The organism is Streptomyces sp. NBC_00009 (assembly GCF_045040855.1).
GTDB classification, from domain to species: domain Bacteria; phylum Actinomycetota; class Actinomycetes; order Streptomycetales; family Streptomycetaceae; genus Streptomyces; species Streptomyces aureus.
Window position 1 is genome coordinate 8,646,262 of record NZ_CP108312.1, and the last position, 23,024, is coordinate 8,669,285.

The following is a 23,024-nucleotide window of genomic DNA, read 5'->3' on the forward strand; positions in this document are numbered from 1 at the left end:
TGATCGAAGCGCCGTCTCTTGCCCCATCCACGTAGCTGTTCATATGCCATATTCCGCACATAACCTCCATGAAAGGCATGCCATGAAGATCGCAGTCATCGGTGGTACCGGACTCATCGGGTCGCAGGTCGTCAAGAACCTGACCGCCGCCGGGCACGAGGCGGTACCGCACTCGAAGTCCACCGGCATCGACGTCATCACCGGCCAGGGACTGGACGAGGCAGTGGCAGGAGCCGACGTCGTCGTCAACCTGACGAACTCCCCCACCTTCGACGAAGCCTCCCCGGCCTTCTTTCAGACCTCGATGGACAACCTTCTGGCCGCGGCCCGCAAAGGCGGCGTCGGCCACTTCGTCATCCTCTCGATCGTCGGCACGGACCAGGTGCCGGAGCTGGACTACTACCGGGCCAAGGCGCTCCAGGAGAACCTCCTCGCGGCCGGGGCGATCCCCTACTCGATCGTCCGGGCGACGCAGTTCATGGAGTTCATGGGCGCCGTCCTGTCCTGGACCGCCGACGCCGACACCGTCCGGCTGCCCGCCACGCCGATCCAGCCGATCGCCTCCAAGGACGTGGCAGCCGCGGTGGCGGAGGTCGCCGCGGGCGCCCCGCTGAACGGCATCCGCAACATCGCCGGCCCCGAGATCTTCACCCTGGACGAGCTGGGCCGGATCACCCTGTCCCACAAGGGCGACCAACGCACCGTCGTCACCGACCCCACTGCCGGCATGTTCGCCGTCGTCAAGGGTGACGTCCTCACGGACAAGGACGCCCACCTCGCCGCCACCGGCTACGCCGACTGGCTCTCCTGACATCACCGCCTCCCCCGTGTCCCGTCCCAGCCCGGCAGTCTTTTCGTTGCGCCGGTGCCGGTGGGCCGAGGGGTCTTTCCGGGCGCGTTGCTCACCGCGTGGTCACCTTGCGGGATGCATCCCGGTACGGCTGTCGCTGATGAGGTTTCAGGTGCCTTGTCGCATTTCACGGTCCGGGATTGTCAATGAGTAGACACATGGAGCAGATGAGGGAGGTAGATGATCTTGGATGTCTATGAGGCGGTCACGAGCCGACGGGCGGTGCGCGGGTTCACCGACCGGCCCGTCCCGAGGCAGGTGCTGGAGCGGGTGCTGTCCGCCGCGGCCTGGGCACCGTCCGGAAGCGTCGTGCAGGAGCAGGTCGGCCTGGAACGCGGTGTCGTACGTCTTGGTCGTGGTGAGGGCGCGGGCGGTGGCTCCCCGGGTTGGGGCCGCGCGCCAGCCCAGTGGCCTCGTCGTCCAGCCAGTGAGGTTGGTGGTGACCGAGGAGAGGGAGGGCGGGCCGAAGGTGACCTTGCCGCCCTGGGCGAGCAGGCCCACCGATCCGGTGTCGTGGCGGTGGTCCTCGGTGTGGAGAAGCCGCTTGCCGTCGACTTGCACCGTCACCTCGGGTCCGTCGACCGCCACTTCGAGGTCGTAGGGCTTTCCGGCCTGCGCGCCCGGAAGTGGAGCGGTGGCGAGTGTGTCGCCGCCGGCCAGGTCGTAGAGCCGTATGCGGGAGCGGCCGGGGTCGAGGGCGACCGCGTATCCGGTCGAGCCGTCGGGGGCGGCCCGGGTACCAACGCGCCTACGGCGGAAGAGGATTGGGGCGTGACGCAGGCCGCGTACGTGCCCTTGGCCGCGAGTTGCTTCTCGGACAGGGCGAGGGCGGGCCCGCGACGGCCGGCGGTCGCCGTCTGGCCGCCGTCGGAGGTGCGGGTCCAGGTGACGGGGATCGGGTCGGGAATCGGAGTGGCGGCGGGGGCGCTCCGGTGGTGCTCAGGGCGGCGGCCTGTGCTGCGGGGAGGATGCCTCCGAGAGGCAGCAGGGTGGCGGCGGTTCCTCCGGCGAGCAGGAGGGTACGGCGGGACATGCTCATGGCAGCTCCTGATGAGAACAGGGAGGGGGCCACGGCCCGGGGGGACGTCCATCCCGGGCCCGGCACTGGTGGGCTCACCTGCTGAGGTGTCGCGTATTTCTGGGCGAGGTCGGCCTCGGCGTCACCGAGCGTGGTCGCCGGGGGCGTATCGGCTTCAGGTTCCGCCTGCTTCGGTGACCAGCCGTGTGGCTGTCTTGTCGTGGTGACCGAGCGCCTTCGCGATGACGGGGACCGGCGCTTGGAGGACAAGTTGGCGGATCGCGGAGGTCCTGCCACGCTGCGGCGGGACGCCGATCTTCCGCAAGTAAACTTGGAGGCTGACCGGGGTCATCGGCTGCCCGGGCTGACGGCCGGGGAAGAGCCACCGTGAGCTCCTGCTGCTGGCGCAGGGCAGGTATTGGCGGGACTGCATGTAGGCCCGCATCACGTCGGCGACCGGCTTCGGCAGTGGGGACGGCGGGTCGCCCAACTGGACGGTGACGGTGCCCTCGTTGTCGGTGACATCGTCGATGGTGAGGCGGACGATGCGGGTGACGGGTTGCGCATAGAGGAGAACGAGCGCGGCGGCGACCCGGGCCCGCGGGCCCAAGGAGTTGTCACTGAGGACCCGACGGAGCATCGCGAGCCGGCGGTGCTGGTGCAGCGGTTCCGAGTCCTGAGTGATGACCGCGGGCGGCAGCGTGAGGCGGGGCATCCGGCCGGTCTTCATGCACCACCGCAGGAATGACGGGGCCGGACAGCGGGTGGCCAGACGCTGCCACGTCAACAACGGCTTCCAGATGTGTCCGCACGGCAGCGTCGGCGGTGGAACCAACATCTTCACCATCTGGAACCGCAAGCGGTGACGAAAGGACCCAACAGATGACTCCCGAGCTGACCCGGCTCACTGAGCTGCTGCCGCGGCCTCAGGACGGCGGCCAGGCTCTGGACTGGAACGCCGCCGAAAGCACCCTGCAGACTGCGCGCCCCGCGGACTGCAAGGAGCTCATCGAAGCCTACGGAGGCGGCGCCCAGGAGGCGACATGCGCATCAGTTATTCGGTAAGGCTATTGACAAATCCGAGGCGTGGGCCGGAACAATCGCATCCGACATGTCGCGTCCGGCACGTCGGAGGTTCGCTCAGGAAGGCCGTCCATGCTTGTCGCCGGCAACGGGGTCGACCCCGCATGGCTGCCCGACGAGGCGCTGCGCGCGCTCGGTTCGCGGCGGGTCCGGGTCCGGGGTGACGGCGCCCTCGTCGACACGGTCCGGGACGAAGTCACGTACGCCTGCGCGCAGTTCGGCGGTGCGCAGGTTAACGACGACGGCGTGTGCGATCTGCTGCTGAGCCTGGACAAGGCCGGCGACGAAGGCCCGGACGGCTTCACCCTGGAGCGGGCGGGCGGCCGCACCACGGTCACGGCCGCCGACCCGGCAGGTCTGCTCTACGGCTACTTCGAGGTCGTACGCCTGGGAGAGGCCGCGTTCACGGACGCGCCCTCGCGGACCCACCGCCCCGCCCTCGCCCTGCGCATGCTCAACCACTGGGACAACGTCGCGGTCCACCCCGTCATGGGACAGGTCGAGCGTGGCTACGCGGGCGGATCGATCTTCTGGGAGGACGGGCGGGCGCGCGGCGACCTGGCGCGGGTGCGGGCGTACGCGAGGCTGCTGGCGGCCTGCGGGATCAACGCCCTCAGCGTCAACAACGTCAACGTCCACGAGGCCGAGGCGCACCTCCTCACCGACCGCATCGGTGAAGTGGCAGCCATTACATGCGAGTTGAGGGCGTACGGCATCCGCACCCACCTCTCCGTCAGCTTCGCCGCGCCCCTCGTCCTGGGCGGGCTTGACACCGCCGACCCGCTGGACGAGGGCGTACGTGCGTGGTGGCGCGCGGCCGTGGACCAGGTGTACGAGACCATCCCCGACTTCGGCGGCTTCGTCGTCAAAGCCGACTCCGAAGGGCAGCCGGGCCCCTTCGCCTACGGCCGCAGCCACGCCGACGGCGCCAACCTGCTCGCCGACGCACTCGCCCCGCACGGTGGCACCGTCCACTGGCGGGCCTTCGTCTACGACCACCGCCAGGACTGGCGCGACCGGAGCACCGACCGGGCACGCGCCGCGTACGACCACTTCGCCCCGCTCGACGGGCAGTTCAGGGACAACGCGGTCCTCCAGGTCAAGCACGGACCGATGGACTTCCAGGTCCGCGAACCCGTCTCACCGGTCATCGGCGCCATGCCCCGCACCCGCGTCGCCGTCGAACTCCAGGTCACCCAGGAGTACACCGGCCAGCAGCGGCATGTGTGCGCGCTCGCGCCGATGTGGTCCGAGGTACTGCGATTTCGGCCGGCGGGCGACCAGGGCCCCGAGGTGGGCGCGCTCGCGGACGACCTCGTGGCGGTGTCGAACGTCGGCGACGACCCGTACTGGACGGGACACCCTCTCGCCCAGTTCAACCTGTACGCCTTCGGCCGCCTCGCCTGGCAGCCGGACGCCGCCCCAGCCCCAATTCTCGGCGAATGGACGGAGTTGACCTTCACCCCCGACCGCACCACGGACCCCGAACGGCTCCGAGCCGGCCTGCGGGACGTGCTGGCCGGGTCCTGGGCGACGTACGAGAAGTACACCGCACCCCTCGGCGTCGGATTCATGGTGCAGCCCGGGCACCACTACGGTCCGAGCGTCGACGGCTACGAGTACAGCCCCTGGGGCACGTACCACTTCGCCGACCGCGACGGCGTCGGCGTGGACCGCAGCCGGGCCACCGGAACCGGGTACGCGGCCCAGTACGCGAAGCCGTGGTCCGAGACCTACGAGACCCCCGACACCTGCCCCGACGAACTCCTCCTCTTCTTCCACCACGTGCCGTACGAGCATGTGCCGCGCAGCGGGAAGACCGTCATCCAGCACATCTACGACACACACTTCGAGGGCGTTGAGGAGGCCGAGGCCGCGAGACAGGTGTGGACCTCCCTCGCGGACCTGGTTTCACCCGCCCGGCATGCGCGGGTGACCGAGCGGTACGAGGAGCAGGTGCGCTGCGCCCGCGAGTGGCGGGACCAGGTGAACAGCTACTTCCTGCGCAAGTCCGGGGTGCCGGACCAGAAGGGGCGGCACATTCACTGAGCGCGAAGTGCGGCTTGGAGGGCCGACGGCGGGTACATGCCTACGTGCAGCCGGGCGCGCTGCCCGCCCCGGCTCCGGCTCACCCGATCCGCAGCACGGCGACGCCCAGCGGGTCAAGAGTGAGCGGCTCTCCCTTCTCGTGGTGCTGGCCCGAGAGGAGGTCCGTCGCGGCCGTGTGCGCCGTCAACTGGGCATCTGTGGCCGCATGATTGAGGAGGAACAAGAGGTGCGTTCCGTCGGGCGTGACACGGGTCGACGTCTCCACGTCCGTGTGTTCGGCGTACGGGCCGACCAGACCGTGCCGGTCCAGGACCCGGCGCACCACCCGGTCCGTCCCGGCGTCGTCCAGATGCGTCGCCACGTACCAGCCCTCGCCGCCGCGGTCGCCGAAACGGTTGCGGGTGATCGCGGGCGTGCCCGCGTAGAAGTCGGAGGTGTACGCGCCGACCAGCTCGGCACCCTGGGGGACGACGATCTCGAAGACCAGGCGGGACGCCACCTCCTGGCCGTCCAGGTCGACCGGGTTCGTCACCTCCGGCGGACGTGAGTCCCACTCGTCCACGCGCACGCCGGTCAGCCGGCCGAGCGGGCCCGGCACGTCCGTCAGGAACGCCCGGTCGTGCTCGTCGCCGCGCCCGGACAGGAACGTCGTCAGGACCGTGCCGCCGCGCGCGGCCACCGCCTCCAGTCGCTCCGCCACATCGCCCTTCACCAGGTGCAGGACGGGGGCCAGGACCACGTCGTACGCCGACAGATCCGCGGTCACCGGGACGACGTCCACGTCCGCGCCTGCCACCCGTGCCGCCCGGTAGTAGCCGTGCACCACGTCGATGTACTTCATCAGCCGCGAGGGGCCGTCCGAGATCTCCAGCGCCCACCAGCTGTCCCAGTCGAAGAGCAGCGCGGTGCGGGCCGGGGTGCGGGCTCCGAGCGTCACATTGCCCAGCCGCTCCAACTCGCTGCCGAGCAGGGCTACTTCATGGAAGACGCGCGTGTCGTGGCGTCCAGCGTGGCCGATCACCGCACCGTGGTACTTCTCGCACGCGCCGCGCGACGCACGCATCTGGAAGTAGAGGACCGCGTCCGCGCCGTGCGCCACGGCCTGCCAGCTCGCGAGCCGCGACTCCCCGGGCCTGCGCAGCGGGTTGACGTCACGGCACGCCGTCGTCGACGGCGTCTGCTCCATCAGCCAGAACGGGGCGCCGTCCTTCAGGCCGCGCATCAGGTCGTGGGCGAGCGCCGGCCAGGACGGTGGCGCGTCGAGCGGCGGATAGCTGTCCCAGGACGCGAAGTCGAGGTGCGGCGCCCAGCGGTGGTAGTCCAACGGGCGGTACAGACCCATGAAGTTGGTCGTCACCGGCGTGTCCCTGCTGTGGGCGCGGATCGCCTCCTTCTCCGCCACGAAGCAGCCGAGCAGCGCGTCCGTCATGAACCGCTGGTAGTCGAGCGTGATGCCCTGGAACGCCGTGTGGTCGGGGCCGCGCCAGTGCTCCGTCAGCGCGCTCGGCGGTTCGATCTCCGCCCAGTCCGTGTAGCGGTGCGACCAGAACGTCGTCCACCAGGCGTCGTTGAGCGCGTCCAGCGTCCCGTGCCGTGCGCGCAGCCACTCGCGGAACGCCTCGGCGCACAGCTCGCAGTAACAGGCGCCGCCGTACTCGTTGTTGACATGCCAGGCGAGCAGCGCCGGGTGGTCGGCGTAGCGCTGCGCGAGGCGGCCCGCGAGCGCCGTGGACAGGCGGCGGTACGCGGGTGAGCTCGGGCAGAAGTTGTGGCGTTGCCCGTAGCCGTGCCGGCGGCCTTCGAAGTCGGTGCGGTTGACTTCCGGGTGGGCCTTCGCGAGCCACGGCGGCAGCGCGGCCGTCCCGGTGCCGAGCACGACCCGGCGGGCCTCGGCCGCGGCCCGGTCGAGAATCCGGTCCAGGAACGTGAAGTCGTAGGTGTCCGGCGCGGGTTGGAGCAGGGACCACGCGAAGACGCCGACCGTGAGTGTGTCGATCCCGGCCTGCGTGAACAGCCGGTGGTCCGCGCTCCACACCTCCTCGGGCCACTGCTCGGGGTTATAGTCCCCGCCGTAGGGGATCTTCGGGGTGCCGGGGGCGCCGCTCATGCGGTGAACTCCTCCTGGGTCTCGGTGATCATCGGGCGGCTGGTGCGCAGCAGCGAGAGCAGCAGCAGCGGGGTGAGGAGCAGGGGCAGGGCCTCGGTGAACCACAGCGTGGCCGCGCCCGCGACGACCAGCGCGCTGAGCGCCCCGGCCGTCGCTCCGCCCCGGCGCAGCATGAAGTACGCGGCGAGACGTGCTGTGTCCGCCGTACGGAAGCTGAACAGAGCCAGCAGGACAAGGGAGTTGGCGCCCCAGAGCGCCACGCCCACTCCGATCAGCCCGAGCAGGGCCGCCCACCAGCTGGGCAGTCCGGTCGCGGCGAAGTGCGTGAGGCTGTATGCGATGACCGTCAGCCATGCCAGGAGCGGCAGCCACATGCGCAGTGTGGCGGCGGAGTTGATGCGCAGCGCGTGCAGATACGCGCGGGCCGGACGCAGCTCTGTCAGGTCGCTGCTGCGGTGGTGAAGCGCGTACAGAGCGGCGGTCAGGGCGGGCCCCAGCGGAACCAGGCACAGCGCAGCCAGCGGCAGGCTGCCCGGTTCGCCGCTGAGGAACAGCAGGCCCACACCGCCGGGCGCCACCGTGGCAAGGAGCAGCACCTCGACCGTCAGGAGTGTGTGGACCAGCGCGCAGGCCCGAGAGAGCGGGCTTGCGCCGAAGTGGGTCGCGGCGGTGCTCATCGCGTATTGCCGCCCCCGAGCAGCCGCCCCTCGTCCCACCACGGCGGAGCCTCCTCCGCCACCGGCTCCAGCTCCACCAGCGTCACCTCGTTCTTCTCCAAGGCGATCTCGACGACCGCCGCGAAATCCCGTACAGGCAGCCGGAGATGGGAGCGAACCGGCTCCGCCGCCTCGTGCAGGACGTCCAGCTGGTGCGCGCGCGGCGAGCGCGGGCTGCCCATCCGTCGCCACGCCGTGTACGCGTTGCCGCGCTCCTCGTCCACGCTGGAGCGGCGCAGGAACACCTCGTCCCCGCCGACCGGCACGGACAGGTGCACCGTGTGACCGTCCGCGCCGGGCGCCGCCCACGCCAACGCCGTGACCCGGCCGTCCGTGTGCCGCGTCACCAGATGGTCTTCGCCGCGCGCGAGCACCTCGTCGCCCATGCGGGCCATGAAGGCGTAGAGGTGGTACGTGGGCTTCTTCACCTGGCGGTGCGTCAGGAGTCCGAAGCCGCCGTGGAACAGCGCCGTCGGCACCCCCACCTCCTCGAACATGTCGCTGAACGTCCAGTACGAGAAGGAGTCCACGAGGTCTCCGCCGCCGGCCAGCACCGGCGCCAGGTACGCGGCATGAAAGGCCGTGTCGTGGATGAGGTTGTCCGGGCGGTACGACGAGTTGAACTCCGTGATATGGACCGGGAGTTCGGACAGGGGCGTCCCCTTCAGCTCCTGCCTCGGCGCCGCGAACTGCTCCAGGAGCCGCCCCGCGGGCGCCAGCGTCTGATGCCTGCCGAACGGCACCTGCTGCGCCGGACCCGACGTGTACGCGTGCCGCGACACGAAGTCGACCGGCAGCCCACGCCCCCCGACGAACTCGGCGAACCGTGCCAGCCATCCCTCGTCGGCGCCCGGCGACAGCGCGGGCCCGCCCACCTGCAGCGACGCGTCGACGTCCTTCACCGCCAGGGCCGACACCTCGTACAGACGGTGATAGGCCGCCTGGTCCGCTCCCTCCCAGAAGTCCGGGAGATCCGGCTCGTTCCACACCTCGATCGGCCAGGTGCGCACCTCGTCCAGGCCGTAGCGGTCCACCAGGTGGGTCACGGTCGCGCGCACCAGATCCGCCCACTCCCGGTGCGAGGACGGCGGCGTGACGTTACCGCCCCACCAGAACACCGTCTGCTCGCCCGACGCCAACTCCCGTGGCATGAAGCCGAGTTCGACGAAGGGACGGATACCGAGTTCCAGGTACGCGTCCACGACCTGGTCGACGTACGTGAACGCGTGGTGCACCCGCCGCGCGCTCTGCCACTCGTACGGCCGGTACACGCCCATGCCGTCGCTCAGCAGGCCGTGCCCGCGGATGTACCGGAAGTCGATCTCGCGCTGGAGCAGGGTGAGGGAGTCCTGGTAGTCGCGGCGCAGGGCGAGTTCCATGCGGCCCGTGCCGACGCACTCACGCCAGGCGGTGCCGAGCCGGCCGACCGGCTCCGAAGGGACGTGGATCACCCGTTCTCCTTCTGGTACCGCTCGTAGGCCTTGGTGTGCAGATCCGCGAGGCGGTCGCTGTTCTTCGCCTTCGCCTCCGCCACGTAGGAGTCCCATTCGGACAGCGGGCGCTTGCCGAGTACGAACTTCAGCATGTTCTGGTTCATATGGTCCTTGAGCGGCGTCTCCCACAGCGTCGCCTGCTCCTGCTCCGCCGACTGCAGCGGGTGCGGCGGGTCGATCGGCAGTTGCTTACGCGTGGCCATCGCGTCCTGGAACTTCTTCTCGTCCGGGCTGAAAGAAGACGACACCAGATCCCAGCTGCCGCCGTACGTGAACACGCCGTTGAAGAAGCCGTAGTCCTTCTGCAGATCCTTCGGCGCCTTCGGGTCGGAGCCCATGAGCGAGATGCCGGGCTTGAGCTCGTACGTGCTCCCGGACTTGGTGTACGTGACGCCCTCGACGCCCCACTTGCAGAAGGCCTGGCCCTCGTCCGAGTACCAGAGCCAGTCCAGGAACTGCATCATCGCGACGAAGTTGTCGCTCTTGAGGGCCTCGCTGGAGACCATCACGCCGTTCTCCAGGCGGGCGCCGCCCAGGACGACTTCGCCGGCCGGGCCGAGCGGCACCGGGACCATCTCGATCTTCGCGCCCTTGACCTGCTTCTCCAGGTTGAAGCGGTAGTTCTGGACCAGCTCCTGCGGGTTCGCGCTGATCGCGAAGGACTTCTCGCTGAGGAGCTTCTTCACCGCGTCGTCGTCGGTCTGCGTGAAGCTCTCCGGGTCGATGAGCTTCTCGTCGACCAACTTCCGCAGATACTCGACCACTTGGCGGAAGCCGTCCGTGGCGCCGGTGTACACGAACCTCTTCGCCTTCGTGTCGAAGGTGACGTTGTCGTACGTCCAGCCGGCCTTCACCCCGTACGACTGCCCCAGATAGCCGACCAGCGCTCCCGCCGGATAGACGGTGTTGGTGCTCCAGCGGTCGGAGAGCGGATAGCGGTCCGGGTACTCGGCCTTGACCGCCTTGAGGACGTCGTACACCTCGTCCCACGTCGCCGGGAGCTCCACACCGATCTTGTCGAGGACGTCTGTGCGGAAGGCCAGCGAGTAGCCGGACTTCACCTTCTCGTGCAGACCGGGCAGCAGGTAGTACTTGCCGTCGGACTGGCGGAAGGAATCCAGCTCCGGCTCCAGCTTCCACTTCTTGACCTTGTCGCGGAAGTTGGGCATCAGGCGCACGTACTCGCTCACCGGCAGGATCGCGCCCGACGACACGAACGCGACCTCGGCAGGGTGGTACGTCTTCGGGATCAGGAACGGCGCGTCGCCCGAGCCGATCAGCAGGCTGCGCTTCTTCTCGTAGTCGCTCAGCGGCACGTCGACCGGCTTGAGAGTGACGCCGGTGCGCTTGCTGACCTCCTTCCAGAACAGCCAGTCCTTCTTCGTCGGGTACACCGGGTTGTTGTTGTGCAGCACGGAGAACGACAGCGCCTTGGTGGCCTTGAACCGCTCGCCGGCGCGGTAGTCCTTCATCGCGCCGTCCTGCTTCTTCGACAGGTCCTTGGAGTCGCCGCCGTCGTCGCCGCTGCCGCAGCCGGTGAGTGCGGCCAGGCCCGCGAAGCCCGCCGCGGCGAGCAGGGACCTTCTCGACAGCTGACCGTGGTTTGTCACGTGAACTCCCTTGATACGTACGTCAGGTGAGGTGGAGGAGGGGGTGCGCCGGGGTCTCAGCCATTGACCGCGCCGAGCATCACGCCCGAGACGAAGTACCGCTGCACGAACGGGTAGACGGCGAGGATCGGCAGCGCCGTGAGCACGATGGTCACCGACTGGATGTTCGCGGCGGCCTGCGAGAGCTGGTCCGTCCCGGCGCCGGCGTTGCCGCCCGTCGTGGCGCCCGCGATCAGGTTGCGCAGATAGACCGTGGCCGGCATCAGTTCGGTGCGGTCCATGTACAGGAACGCCGAGAACCAGGAGTTCCAGAACGACACGGTGTAGAAGAGCGCCATCGTCGCGATGACAGCCTTCGACAGCGGCAGCACGACCTTCCACAGAATCCCGTATGTGCTCAGGCCGTCGATCTGCGCGGCCTCCTCCAGCTCGCTCGGCATGTTCTCGAAGAACGCCTTCATCACGAGGAGGTTGAAGACACTGATCGCGTTCGGCAGGGCGATCGCCCAGAGCGAGTTCTTCAGGCCCAGGCTGGTGATCAGGACGTAGTTGGGGATCAGGCCGCCGGAGAAGAACATCGTGAACACGGCGATCCCGATGAGCATCCCGCGCCCGCGCAGATCCTTCTTCGACAGGACGTAGGCGTAGATCGTGGTGAGGGTCATCGCGACGACGGTGGCGACCACCGTGTACAGGACGGTGTTCCCGTACGAGCGCCAGAACGTGCCGTCGCCGAAGACAATCTTGTACGTGGTGAGGTTGAAGCCCTGGGGCCACAGCGTCACCTCGCCCGCCCTGATCTGCCGCTCCCCGCTGAACGAGCGGGCGATGATGTTGACGAACGGGTAGAGCGTCACCACCACGACCAGGGTCAGGACGGCGCCGTTGACGCCCTGGAAGACGCGGTGGCCGCGGGTCGGCCGGTTCACCGAGATGCGTGTGTTCACCACAGGCTCGTCCCCACGGTCTTGCGTGACATCTGGTTCGCGGACGTGATCAGTACGAGGCCGATGACCGCCTCGAACAGGCCGATCGCGGCGGCGTAGCTGAAGGAGTTCGACTCGATGCCCGTGCGGTAGAGGTACGTCGAGATGACGTCGGCCGTCGGGTACGTCAGCGGGTTGTAGAGCAGCATGATCTTCTCGAAGCCGACCGCCATGAACGTGCCGATGTTCAGGATGAGCAGCGTCATCATGGTCGGGCGGATGCCGGGCAGGGTGACGTGCCAGGTCTGCTGCCAGCGGTTCGCGCCGTCGATACGGGCCGCCTCGTACAGGTCGTCGTCGATGGTGCTGAGCGCGGCGAGATAGAGGATCGTGCCCCAGCCGGCCGTCTGCCAGACCTCGGAGCCGACGTAGATCGTCCGGAACCACTCGGGTTCCTGGATGAACCGGATCGGGTCGTGGCCGAACGTCGAGAGGGCGTGGTTGACCGGGCCGTCCGTGGCCAGCATCTGCATCGTGATGCCCGCGGTGATCACGACCGACAGGAAGTGCGGGAGATACGACACCGACTGCACGAAGCGTTGCAGTGCGGTGCGCCGGACCTCGTTGAGCAGCAGCGCCAGGACGATCGGCACCGGGAAGCAGAACACGAGCGTCAGCAGGCCCATCCAGAGCGTGTTCCGGAAGACCTGCCAGAAGGCGGGGTCCCTGAGGAACATGTCCACGTAGCGCAGGCCCACCCAGTCCTCGCCGAGGATCGATCCGCCCGGCTCGAAGCGGCGGAAGGCGATCACGTTGCCGATCATCGGCAGATATCGGAACACCAGGAAGAACAGGATCGGCAGGACGGCCAGGGAGTACAACTGCCAGTCCCGGCGCAGCGCTTGGCGCCAGGGGCGCTTGCCCGACGGTGCTTTGCGGGGCGGCGGCGGGTCCTGGGTCGGATCGGTACGGGGCGGGCTGCCCGTCATGGCGGAGGTTGTCATGCAGGGCCTTTCGTCACACGGCTGCGCGAGGTCGGGCATGCGCGGATACGTCGGCGGGCGCACGGAGCGGCTCACGGGAAGGGGAAGGCGCGACCGAGAACTTTCGGGAATCTTCCGGTAACGTCGCCGCAACCTAGATCCGCTCCCGAGCCCTGTCAATGGGTGTTGCCGTAACGGGAGTTGGCCCCACGACCCGCTGTGAGGTGTCTGTGCCCGCCTTCGACCTGCCCCTTGACCAGCTGGAGCGCTATCGGCCGGACCTCGAAGAACCTGCCGACTTCGACGCCTTCTGGCAGGCCACGCTCAAGTCCGATGAGCCACTTGAACCGATCGTCCTGGCCCGGCCCGTCGACAACGGCCTCAGCCTTGTCGAGAGCTGGGACGTGACCTTCCGCGGCTTCTCCGGTGACCGCGTCCGCGCCTGGTACACGCGGCCCGCCGGGGTCCCCCGACTCCTGCCCGGCGTCGTGGAGTTCGCCGGGTACGGGCGCGGCCGCGGCCTCCCGCACGAGCGCCTCACCTGGGCGAACGCCGGATACGCGCATCTGCTCATGGACAACCGCGGCCAGGGCGACCAGTACGGCAACGGCGGCGCCACCCCCGACCCGCACGCGCACGCCCCCGGCGGCCCGGGACCGGCCGTGCGCGGGCTGCTCGACCCGCACGACCACCACTACCGGCGCCTGATCACCGACGCCGTCCGCGCGGTCACCGTGCTGCGCGCCCTGCCCGGCGTCGACCCCTCGCGCATCGCTGCCGTCGGCAACAGCCAGGGCGGGGGAGTGGCCCTTGCCGTCGCCGGACTCGTCCCGGATCTCGTGGCGGCCCTGGTCACGGCGCCGCTGCTGTGCGGCATCCGGCGGGCCATCGATCTGACGGACGACGGGCCCTACGGGGAGATCGCCGCGTACCTCGCCGTGCACCGGGGCGCGGAGACGGCCGCGTACCGGACGCTGTCCTATCTGGAGGGCGCCTCGTTCGCGCGCCGCGCCCACGCCCCGGCCCACTTCGGAGTCGGCCTGCGCGACACGGTGTGCCCGCCGAGCGGTGCGTACGCGGCGTACCACCGGTACGGCGAGCTGACCGGGAGCGACCCTGTGCGGGAGATCCACGCATATCCGTACAACGGGCATGAAGGGGGCGAAGCTGCCCATGTGCGGCGCCAACTCGCCTGGCTGCGCGGGATCGTGGAGGGTGGGGCTTGACGGGCGGCAGGCCGGGGGCATGTCCTACGGTTTTCCGGAAAGCACACGGAGATCTTCCGGATGTACAGGTTGACGGAGGTGGGGAACGTGGCCGGGGAAGGCGCTCAGCGCAAGGCCGCCACGCGGAGCCCGGACGGGCCGGCCAAGGTGACGATCACCGAGATCGCGCGGGAGGCAGGGGTGTCCGTGCCCACCGTCTCGCGGGTCGTCAACGGGCGCTCCGACGTCTCGCCCGCCACCCGGGCCCGGGTCGAGGATCTGCTGCACCGGCACGGCTACCAGCGCCGGCCGGCCGCGACGGCGGAGCGGGCGGCCCTGCTCGACCTGGTCTTCAACGACCTCGACAGCCCCTGGGCCGTGGAGATCATCCGCGGTGTCGAGGAGGTGGCGCACGAGGCAGGTGTGGGCACGGTGGTCTCTGCGAACCATGACCGGGCGGGGGCCGCGCGGCAGTGGATGACCAATCTGCGGGCCCGCGCCTCCGACGGCGTGATCCTTGTGACGTCCGTCCTCGAACCCGGCCTCCACGACGAACTGCGCCGCCTGGGCGTGCCGTTGGTGGTGATCGACCCGGCCGGCTCGCCCGCCACCGAGGCGCCGACGGTGGGTGCCACCAACTGGGCCGGCGGGATGGCCGCGACCGAGCATCTACTGGGCCTCGGTCACCGGCGGATCGGTTTCATCGAGGGCCCACCCCGGCTGCTGTGCTCCCGGGCCAGGCTCGACGGCTACCGGGCGGCCCTGGACGTGGCGGGGGTGCCGGTCGAGGACGAGCTGATCGTGCCCGGGGACTTCTACCACGAGTCCGGATTCACTGGCTGCAACCGGCTGCTGGATCTCGCGGACCCGCCCACCGCCGTCTTCGCCGCCAGTGACCAGATGGCGTTGGGCGCGATCGAGGCGCTGCGCCGGAGCGGTCTGCGGGTGCCCGAGGACATGAGCGTCGTCGGCTTCGACGACCTGCCGGAGGTGCGCTGGAGCGCGCCGCCGCTTACCACGGTGCGCCAACCCCTTTCGGATATGGGCAAGTTGGCGGCCCGCGCCGTCCTGGATCTCGCGCGCGACGTCGCGCCCCCGTCGCCACGCATCGAGCTGGCGACGGAGCTCGTGGTCAGGGCCAGTACGGGAGCGCCGCGCGAGGCATAACGGAAGACACCGCTCCGGGGGTGTCAACGGCTTTTTTTGTCAAGGCCGTTGACACCCCCGTCGCACGTCCGTAACTTCCGTGGCCATCTCCCGATAGTTTTCGGATCTCTTCCGGAAGGCGTGCCATGTCAGCCTCAGATTTCTCCCGCCGACGTTTCCTCGGCACCGTCACTGTCGCCGGTCTGGGGACCGTGGTGCTCTCGTCCTGCGGGGACTCCGACTCCGGGTCCACCGACAGCCAGGGCCGCACCGTCGTCGAGTGGTGGAACATCCAGACGACCCAGCCGTCCAAGCGACTGTGGGCGGAGCAGGCCAAGGCGTACGAGAAGGCCCACCCCGACGTGCGGATCAAGCTGGTGACGCTGGAGAACGAGGCGTTCAAGTCGAAGCTGACCGCCCTGACCAGCTCCAGCAAGCTGCCGGACCTGTTCCACACCTGGGGCGGGGGTGTGCTCAAGCAACAGGTGGACGCCGGCCTCGTCGAGGACCTCACGGATTCCGTCAAGCCGTGGATCGACGACCTGGTGCCCGTCTCCAAGGAGGCCTACCAGTTCGACGGGAAGCTGTACGCGGTGCCGATCGACATCGGCGGCGTGGGCTTCTGGTACAACAAGGCGCTGTTCAAGAAGGCCGGTATCGCCGCCCCGCCCACGACCTGGTCCGCCTTCCTCGACACGGTCAAGAAGCTGAAGTCGGCCGGCATCACCCCGATCGCCCTCGCCGGCAAGGAGAAGTGGCCCGGCATGTACTACTGGGCCTACCTCGCGATGCGCATCGCGGGCGTCGACGGGATGCAGAAGGCCGGCGAGGCCAAGGACTTCACCGGCGACGACTTCGTCAAGGCGGGCGAGCACGTCAAGGAACTCGTCGCTCTCCAGCCGTTCCAGAAGGGCTTCCTCGGCGCCGCCTTCTCGGGCCCCACGGGCGAGGCCGCCCAGATGGGCAACGGAAAAGCGGCGATGGAGCTGATGGGGCAGTGGGCGCCCACCGTTCAGGCGGCCGAGGGCAAGGGGCTCGGCGACGGCCTCGACTTCTTCCCGTTCCCGTCGGTCGAGGGCGGCAAGGGCAAGGGCACCGACGTCTTCGGCGGCGGTGGCGGCTACGCCCTGCGCAAGGGCGCGCCCAAGGAGAGCATCGACTTCCTGAAGTTCTTCATGAGCGCCGAGTCGGACAGCAAGCTCGTCAAGGCGGGAGTCCTGATCCCGATCAACAAGGGCTCCATGGACGCCCTCACCGACCCCCATCTCAAGGCGGTCTCCGACATGCTGAACGCCTCCACCGGCTTCCAGCTCTATCTCGACCAGGCCTACCCGCCGGCCGTCGGCCAGGAGATCAACGACTCGGTGGCCGCGCTGATCGCAGGCTCGAAGTCCCCGGAACAAGTGACGCGTTCCATCACCCAGGTCGCCAAGAGCCAGTAGCCCAGGACCTCTTCGATGACTTCCATCCAGACGCGCGACGTCCGCCAGGACGTCGCCAAGGAGCCGAGCGGCGTCAGTACCGACCGGCGCCCGCCGATGAGGCGGCTACGGGACTGGCTGACACCCTTCGGCTTCACCGTGCCGGCCCTCGTCCTGTTCTGCCTGCTCGTCCTCACACCGATCCTGTACGCGCTCTACGTCAGCTTCTTCAACTGGGGAGGGATCGGGTCGCCCTCGGACTTCGTGGGCCTCGACAACTTCACCCGCCTCCTCGACGACCCGGTCTTCCTCGGCGACCTGTCGCGCGGCGCCGTGCTCGTCGGCCTGTCGCTCGTCCTGCAACTGCCTTTCGCTCTCGCCATGGCCGTGCTCCTGAACCAGAAGCTGCGCGGGCGGGCCTTCTACCGGATGCTCTTCTTCGCTCCGTACGTCCTGTCCGAGGTCATCACCGGCGTCCTGTTCTCCATGATCTTCCAGCCGGACCAGGGGCTCGCGGACAAGGCGCTCGGAGCGATCGGCCTCGACGGTACCGGCGGCCTCTGGTTCGCCGGACAGAGCAGCGTCCTGCCGACGCTCTTCCTGGTCATGACCTGGAAGTACTTCGGCTTCCACATGATGCTCTACCTGGCCGGGCTCCAGGGCATCCCCGCCGAACTCCACGAGGCCGCCCGCCTCGACGGCGCAGGCGCATGGCAACGGTTCCGCCACATCACGCTGCCGCTGCTCGGGCCCACGATCCGGATGACCGTCTTCCTGTCCGTGATCGGCGCCATCCAGCTCTTCGACCTGGTGTGGGTGGTGACCCAGGGCGGCCCCGACCACCACTCCGAGACGATGGCCGTCACCATGTTCCAGTTCGGGTTCAAGCGCTACCAGGTCGGCTACGCCAGCGCGATCAGCATCGCGATGTTCCTCATCAGCCTCTTCTTCGCCCTCGTCTACCAGCGGTTCGTACTGCGCCGTGACACCGAAGGAGCCCTCACCAACATGCGAGCGACCCGTTGAGCGCGCCGGCCCGAACCCTGACCGCACGCGGCGCGGCCCGTCGGCGCCGACTGCGCTCCTTCCCCCTGTACGTGACCGCGTGGGTGGTCGGCGTCGTCATGGTGACGCCGCTGCTGTACGCGCTGATCTCCGGCTTCAAATCCACCGACCAGCTCTCAAGGAACAGCTTCGGACTGCCGTCCCCCTGGGTGGTGTCCAACTACACCGGCATCCTCGGCGACAGCGTCTTCTGGCGGGCCATCGGCTCCTCCACCCTCATCGCCGTCGGCACCACGGTCCTCACCGTGGGCGCGGCCGCCCTCGCCGCGTTCGCCCTCGCCCGATTCGCCTTCAAGGGAAGGGAGTTGCTGTTCACTCTCTTCACCATCGGCCTGATGTTCCCGTTCGCCGTGGCGATCCTGCCGCTGTTCGTGCTGCTGCGCACCTTCGGGCTGCTCGACAATCCGTGGGGCGTGATCCTGCCGCAGGCCGCGTTCGGGCTGCCCATGACCATCGTCGTCCTGCGCGGCTTCTTCCGGGAGATCCCCGGCGAGCTGGAGGAGGCGGCCACGCTCGACGGGTGCTCCCCGTTCGGCTTCTTCTGGCGCATCCTGCTGCCCATGGCGCGGCCCGCCCTCGGAACCGTCTCCGTCCTTGCCGTGGTGGGGAGTTGGAACAACTTCCTGTTGCCGCTGCTCGTCTTCAGTGAACCCACCTGGTGGACGATCCCGGTCGGTGTCCAGCAGTTCCAGGGCCAGTACTCGACCGACGTGGCCCGCGTCTTCGCCTATCTCGTGCTGTCCATGATCCCTGCGCTCGGCTTCTACGCGGTCGCCGAACGGCAGCTGATCGGCGGCATCACTATGGGCGCGACCAAAGGCTGACACCGCCCCGCCCGGCATCGCCGACACCACCTGCACGCAACGCACTTGAGGAGTTCCATGGCCAAGCCCTGGCAGGACACCACCCTGCCCGCCCACGTCCGGGCGGCGGACCTGCTCGCCCGCATGACCACCGAGGAGAAGACCGCCCAGCTCTCCAGCGTATGGGTCGGCGCGGACACCGACGGCACCGATGTCGCCCCCGGCCAGCACACCTACGCGGCCCGCAGTGCGGCCCTCGACGCGCTCCTTCCGTACGGGCTCGGCCAGCTCACCCGCCCCTTCGGCACCGTTCCCGTCGAACCCGCCGACGGCACGGCCCGCCTCGCCGAACTGCAACGCACTGTCCGCGCCGGCAACCGGTTCGCTCTGCCCGCGCTCGCCCACGAGGAGTGCCTGACCGGCTTCACCGCCTGGCAGGCCACCGTCTTCCCGACCCCGCTGGCCTGGGGCGCCACCTTCGACCCCGCGCTGGTGACGGAGATGGCGCAGGCCATCGGTACGTCGATGCGCGCGGTCGGCATCCACCAGGGGCTCGCCCCGGTCCTGGACGTCGTACGGGACCCACGCTGGGGCCGCACCGAGGAGGCCATCGGCGAGGACCCGTACCTGGTCGGCACCATCGGCACCGCGTACGTGCGCGGCCTGGAGGCCGCCGGGATCGTCGCCACCCTCAAGCACTTCGCCGGGTACTCCGCCTCGCGCGCCGCCCGCAACCACGCGCCCGCCTCGATCGGCCCGCGCGAGCTCGCCGACGTGATCCTGCCGCCGTTCGAGATGGCGCTGCGCGACGGTGGCGCCCGCTCCGTGATGCCCGCCTACAACGACATCGACGGCCTGCCCGCCCATGCCCATGCCGGACTGCTCACCCAACTCCTGCGCGAACAATGGGAGTTCACCGGAACCGTGGTTTCGGACTACTACGGCGTCTCGCTCCTCGAGGAGGCGCACCGGGTCGCCCACGGGGAGGGCAGTGCGGCGCGGCTCGCCCTCGCCGCCGGCGTCGACGTGGAGCTGCCCGCGGCCCGCTGCTTCAGCCCCGCGGACCCGCTCCCCGAGGAACTGCTCGACCGGGCCGCGCTGCGCGTCCTCACGCAGAAGTGTGAACTCGGGCTGCTCGACCCCGACTGGGAGCCCGTCACGGGCGACGCGCCCGTCGATCTCGACCCCCCGCACATGCGGGAGCTTGCACAGAAGGTCGCCCAGGAGTCGGTCGTCCTGCTCGCCAACGACTCCCGGGTGCTGCCGCTGAGCGACGGGCTGCGCATCGCGCTCGTCGGTCCGCTCGCCCACGAACAGGCCGCCATGCTCGGCTGCTACACGTTCCCCCGGCACGTCGGAGTCCACCATCCCGACCTGCCGACCGGTGTCGAGGTGCCGACGCTCGCCGAGGCGCTGCGCACCGAGCTGCCGGGCGCCGTGTTCGTCGACGATCCGGCCGGTGCCGATGTCTGCCTGGCCGTGGTCGGGGACCGCTCGGGCCTGTTCGGGCGCGGCTCGTCGGGCGAGGGATGTGACGCCGAGGACCTGGAGCTGCCGTATGGGCAGGCCGAGTTGCTCGACGAGGCGATGGCCTGCGGTGCGCCGGTCGTCATCGTCGTACTCAGTGGCAGGCCCTACGCGCTCGGCCGCTGGGCCGACCGGGCCGCGGCGGTCGTCCAGGCGTTCTTCCCCGGACAGGAGGGCGGCGGCGCCGTCGCGGGCGTCCTGTCCGGACGGGTCGAGCCGTCCGGGCGGCTCCCCGTCGCCGTGCCCCGCAGCCCCGGCGGCCAGCCCGCCCCGTACCTCGCTCCGCCGCTCGGCCGCCACGGCTTCCCCAGCACCGTGGACCCCACCCCCCTGTTCCCGTTCGGGCACGGCCTGTCCTACACGGAGTTCACCTGGGGCACCCCCGAGTGCGAGGCTCCCGAACTGCCCACCGACGGCGAGACGTCCATCCGCCTCACCGTCCGCAACACCGGCGAGCGGTCCGGCACCGAGGTCGTCCAGCTCTACCTCCACGACCCCGTCGGCACCGTCGCCCGCCCCGAGGTCCGGCTCGTCGGCTACGCCCGCGTCACGCTCGACGCAGGTGCGTCGGCCGAGGTCCACGCCACGTTCCCGGCGGACCTCGCCGCGTACACCGGCGCCGAGGGCCGCCGCGTCGTCGAACCGGGCGCCCTCGAACTGCGCGTCGCCGCGTCCAGCGAACGCGTCCATCACACCGTGCCGCTCACCCTGACGGGGGCGGAGCGGGAGGTCGGGCACGAGCGGCGGATGCGGTGCGAGATGCGCGTCAAGTGACGCGCCGGCACCACATGTACGACGTGCCGCGCAAAGACAACCGTTCATCCCTGCAACCCAGTTGAGGAGATCACCATGCGCACACCCGCACGCCGCGCCCGTACGAGAACCGCCGCTTTCGCCGTCGGCGCGGCCCTGGTCCTCGGTGGCCTCGCCGCCCCGGCCGCCCACGCCGACGCCGACCGGCACAAGGCCGCCACGCTCGACTCCCTCGCCCAGCAGACCGGCCGCTACTTCGGCTCCGCCGTCGACAACCCCGAACTCGCCGACACCGAGTACGCCGATCTGCTCGGCACCGAGTTCGGCACCACCACCCCCGGCAACGGCATGAAGTGGTACGCCACCGAACCCCAGCGCGGCGTCTTCGACTTCACGGCCGGCGACGAGATCGTCGACTACGCCGTCGCGAAGGGGCTCAAGGTCCGAGGCCACACCCTCCTGTGGCACAACCAGCTGCCGAGCTGGCTCACGAACGGCACCTGGACCGCCGACGAACTGAACTCCATCCTCAAGAACCACATCACGAACGTCGTCCAGCACTACAAGGGCAAGGTCTTCGCCTGGGACGTCGCCAACGAGATCATGAACGAGGACGGCACGTACCGGGAGAACATCTTCTACAAGACGCTCGGCCCCGGCTACATCGCCGACGCCCTGCGCTGGGCCCACGACGCCGATCCCAAGGTCAAGCTGTACCTGAACGACTACAACGTCGAGGGGATCGGGGCGAAGTCGGACGCGTACTACACCCTGATCAAGCAGCTCAAGGCGGACGGCGTGCCGGTCGACGGCTTCGGGATGCAGGCGCACCTCGCGCTGCAGTACGGCTTCCCGAACCAGATGCAGCAGAACATCCAGCGCTTCGCCGACCTGGGCCTCGACGTCGCCCTCACCGAGCTCGACATCCGCATGGTTCTCCCGGCGGACGCGGCCAAGCTGGCCCAGCAGGCCGACTTCTACGGGCGGGCCACCAGCGCCTGCCTTGCCGTGCGGCGGTGCGTGGGCATCACCGTGTGGGGCTACTCCGACCGGCACTCATGGATCCCGTCGGTCTTCGAGGGCGAGGGCGCCGCGCTGCCCTGGGACGAGAACCTGCAGCACAAGCCCGCGTACGACGCGATCGTGAACGCGCTCGTGGCCGCGAAGGGGAAGAAGTGACGGGCGTGCGCGGGCGAGGAGCGCTCGTCTCCGTGCTCGCCGCCGTGGGCGCGCTGCTCGTCGCGCTCGGCGCGGCGCCCACCGCCACGGCTCAGGGCGACGACCTGACGCAGTCCTTCGCCTGGTCGTCCAGCGGCCCGCTGATCGCGCCGCAGCCCGACGCCACGCACCCCGTGGTCTCGGTCAAGGACCCGTCGGTCGTCCGTTACAAGGGGAAGTGGCACGTCTTCGCCACCACAGCCGACACCTCCGGCGGCTGGAGCCTGGTGCAGACGACCTTCACCGACTGGTCGCAGGCGGGCGCGGCTCGCCAGACCCCACTCGACACCACGGCGATCGGCAAGGGGTACCGGGCGGCACCGCAGGCGTTCTACTTCGCGCCGCAGAAGAAGTGGTACCTCGTCTACCAGACGGGGCTGCCCTCCTACTCGACGACGACCGACATCGACGACCCCACGTCCTGGAGCGCGCCGAAGAACTTCCAGGACTCCATGCCGCAGATCATCAAGGACAACATCGGCAACGGCTATTGGGTCGACTTCTGGACCGTGTGCGACGAGGAGAAGTGCTACCTCTTCTCGTCGGACGACAACGGTCACCTCTACCGGTCCGAGACCACCGTCAAGGAGTTCCCGAACGGCTTCGGCAACACGAAGATCGTCCTCCAGGACGACCGGTTCGACCTCTTCGAGGCGAGCAACGTCTACAAGATCAAGGGCACGGCCGACCAGTACCTGCTCCTGGTCGAGGCCATCGGCAGCGACGGGCGGCGCTACTTCCGCTCGTGGACGTCGCACGGCCTGGACGGACAGTGGACACCGCAGGCCGACACCGAGGCGAACCCCTTCGCCCGCTCGACCGACGTGTCGTTCCCCGGCGGCGCCTGGACCAAGGACATCAGCCACGGCGAGATGGTCCGCGACGGCATCGACCAGACGATGGAGATCGACCCGTGCCGGCTGCGCTTCCTGTACCAGGGGCTCGACCCGTCGGCATCGGGTGACTACTCCCAACTGCCGTATCGCCTGGGGCTGTTGACGCAGACGAACAGCAACTGCTGAAACGGCTGAACTAGGTCAGGTGGGGGCGC

The 23,024-nt window shown here is 69.3% G+C and carries 17 protein-coding genes and 1 pseudogene; 11 read left to right on the forward strand and 7 right to left on the reverse strand.

Features of this window, described 5'->3' with window-relative positions; genetic code table 11:
- Positions 1 to 82 precede the first annotated feature (82 nt).
- Both OHA58_RS39415 and OHA58_RS39420 read left to right on the forward strand, forming a co-directional pair.
- Positions 83 to 811 (forward strand): SDR family oxidoreductase, encoded by a 729-nt coding sequence (locus OHA58_RS39415; RefSeq protein ID WP_405475456.1) that lies wholly within the window; start codon positions 83 to 85, stop codon positions 809 to 811.
- A gap of 225 nt (positions 812 to 1,036) precedes the next feature.
- Positions 1,037 to 1,165: pseudogene (locus OHA58_RS39420) on the forward strand (nitroreductase family protein); the annotation flags it as partial.
- A gap of 878 nt (positions 1,166 to 2,043) precedes the next feature.
- Here the strand turns inward: OHA58_RS39420 and OHA58_RS39425 are convergent.
- Positions 2,044 to 2,598 carry a hypothetical protein gene (locus OHA58_RS39425; protein ID WP_405475453.1) on the reverse strand — a complete coding sequence of 185 codons (555 nt, stop codon included), beginning with the start codon at positions 2,596 to 2,598 and terminating at the stop codon, positions 2,044 to 2,046.
- Positions 2,599 to 3,023: 425 nt separating this feature from the next.
- On the opposite strand from OHA58_RS39425, the gene OHA58_RS39430 reads away from it, so the two are divergent.
- Positions 3,024 to 5,000, forward strand: coding sequence for an alpha-glucuronidase (locus OHA58_RS39430; protein ID WP_405475451.1), 1,977 nt, complete (start codon positions 3,024 to 3,026; stop codon positions 4,998 to 5,000).
- 79 nt (positions 5,001 to 5,079) lie between these two features.
- On the opposite strand, the gene OHA58_RS39435 is transcribed toward OHA58_RS39430, so the two are convergent.
- The 6 genes from OHA58_RS39435 to OHA58_RS39460 are packed head-to-tail and all read right to left on the reverse strand — an operon-like array spanning position 5,080 to position 12,841.
- Positions 5,080 to 7,107, reverse strand: coding sequence for a beta-galactosidase (locus OHA58_RS39435; protein WP_405475448.1), 2,028 nt, complete (start codon positions 7,105 to 7,107; stop codon positions 5,080 to 5,082).
- The gene (locus OHA58_RS39440) at positions 7,104 to 7,784 is read right to left on the reverse strand and encodes a hypothetical protein (protein WP_405475445.1); all 681 of its coding nucleotides are present in this window, start codon (positions 7,782 to 7,784) and stop codon (positions 7,104 to 7,106) included. The genes OHA58_RS39435 and OHA58_RS39440 overlap by 4 nt, the downstream gene beginning before the upstream one ends.
- A complete protein-coding gene (locus OHA58_RS39445; protein ID WP_405475443.1) occupies positions 7,781 to 9,274 on the reverse strand; it encodes a GH39 family glycosyl hydrolase in 1,494 nt (497 codons plus the stop codon). Before OHA58_RS39445 ends, OHA58_RS39440 begins: the two co-directional genes overlap by 4 nt.
- The gene (locus OHA58_RS39450) at positions 9,271 to 10,926 is read right to left on the reverse strand and encodes an extracellular solute-binding protein (RefSeq protein ID WP_405475441.1); all 1,656 of its coding nucleotides are present in this window, start codon (positions 10,924 to 10,926) and stop codon (positions 9,271 to 9,273) included. Before OHA58_RS39450 ends, OHA58_RS39445 begins: the two co-directional genes overlap by 4 nt.
- 56 nt (positions 10,927 to 10,982) lie before the next feature.
- Positions 10,983 to 11,855: a carbohydrate ABC transporter permease gene (locus OHA58_RS39455; RefSeq protein WP_405484677.1), complete on the reverse strand. Its 873-nt coding sequence runs from the start codon at positions 11,853 to 11,855 to the stop codon at positions 10,983 to 10,985.
- A gap of 14 nt (positions 11,856 to 11,869) precedes the next feature.
- Entirely contained in the window at positions 11,870 to 12,841 is a 972-nt protein-coding gene (locus OHA58_RS39460) for an ABC transporter permease (protein ID WP_405484675.1), read from the reverse strand.
- Positions 12,842 to 13,065: 224 nt separating this feature from the next.
- On the opposite strand from OHA58_RS39460, the gene OHA58_RS39465 reads away from it, so the two are divergent.
- The 8 genes from OHA58_RS39465 to OHA58_RS39500 all read left to right on the forward strand — a co-directional run bounded on the left by OHA58_RS39465 (position 13,066) and on the right by OHA58_RS39500 (position 22,995).
- Positions 13,066 to 14,061: an acetylxylan esterase gene (locus tag OHA58_RS39465; protein ID WP_405484673.1), complete on the forward strand. Its 996-nt coding sequence runs from the start codon at positions 13,066 to 13,068 to the stop codon at positions 14,059 to 14,061.
- A 60-nt stretch (positions 14,062 to 14,121) separates the two neighbouring features.
- Positions 14,122 to 15,207, forward strand: a complete 1,086-nt coding sequence (locus OHA58_RS39470) for a LacI family DNA-binding transcriptional regulator (RefSeq protein WP_405475438.1) — start codon at positions 14,122 to 14,124, stop codon at positions 15,205 to 15,207.
- Positions 15,208 to 15,332: 125 nt separating this feature from the next.
- Positions 15,333 to 16,628, forward strand: coding sequence for an extracellular solute-binding protein (locus OHA58_RS39475; RefSeq protein ID WP_405475435.1), 1,296 nt, complete (start codon positions 15,333 to 15,335; stop codon positions 16,626 to 16,628).
- 15 nt (positions 16,629 to 16,643) lie between these two features.
- The gene (locus OHA58_RS39480) at positions 16,644 to 17,633 is read left to right on the forward strand and encodes a carbohydrate ABC transporter permease (protein WP_405475433.1); all 990 of its coding nucleotides are present in this window, start codon (positions 16,644 to 16,646) and stop codon (positions 17,631 to 17,633) included.
- A gap of 98 nt (positions 17,634 to 17,731) precedes the next feature.
- Entirely contained in the window at positions 17,732 to 18,496 is a 765-nt protein-coding gene (locus OHA58_RS39485) for a carbohydrate ABC transporter permease (protein ID WP_405484671.1), read from the forward strand.
- Positions 18,497 to 18,553: 57 nt separating this feature from the next.
- The gene (locus OHA58_RS39490) at positions 18,554 to 20,776 is read left to right on the forward strand and encodes a glycoside hydrolase family 3 N-terminal domain-containing protein (protein WP_405475430.1); all 2,223 of its coding nucleotides are present in this window, start codon (positions 18,554 to 18,556) and stop codon (positions 20,774 to 20,776) included.
- A 75-nt stretch (positions 20,777 to 20,851) separates the two neighbouring features.
- Entirely contained in the window at positions 20,852 to 21,934 is a 1,083-nt protein-coding gene (locus OHA58_RS39495; RefSeq protein WP_405475427.1) for an endo-1,4-beta-xylanase, read from the forward strand.
- A gap of 5 nt (positions 21,935 to 21,939) precedes the next feature.
- Positions 21,940 to 22,995, forward strand: coding sequence for a non-reducing end alpha-L-arabinofuranosidase family hydrolase (locus OHA58_RS39500; protein ID WP_405475425.1), 1,056 nt, complete (start codon positions 21,940 to 21,942; stop codon positions 22,993 to 22,995).
- Positions 22,996 to 23,024: the final 29 nt, after the last annotated feature.